Source organism: Priestia sp. SIMBA_032, from assembly GCF_046535215.1.
Classification (GTDB): Bacteria; Bacillota; Bacilli; order Bacillales; family Bacillaceae_H; genus Priestia; species Priestia aryabhattai.
The window spans coordinates 1-277 of sequence record NZ_JAWRXD010000536.1 but is presented as its reverse complement, the minus strand read 5'-3'; the positions used below and the strand labels follow the sequence as shown (position 1 = coordinate 277).

Sequence of the window (277 nt, the reverse complement as noted above, 5' to 3'; positions counted from 1 at the left end):
CGGGCGTCGTCCTCACCGACGACGTCACGCCCTACGAGGATCGCAAGCTGCGCATGCTCAACGGCGCCCATACGATCCTCGCGATCTCGGGCCCCCGCCGCGGATACACGACCGTCGACCAGGCGATCGAGGATCCCGAGCTGAGGAAACTCGTCGACGCCTGGTGGGCCGAGGCTGGATCCACCCTGCCCGCCGAGCTGGAGCCCCTCGCCTACGCCGAGGGACTCCGCGAGCGCTTCGCGAACCCTTCCCTCAGCCACCAGCTGAGTCAGATCGC

1 protein-coding gene is annotated in these 277 nt (G+C 69.0%); it reads left to right on the top strand.

Annotated features, from left to right (window positions below; genetic code table 11):
* Positions 1-277: mannitol dehydrogenase family protein (locus SB717_RS35440; protein WP_486360792.1), on the top strand; the 277-nt coding region annotated here is incomplete at both ends.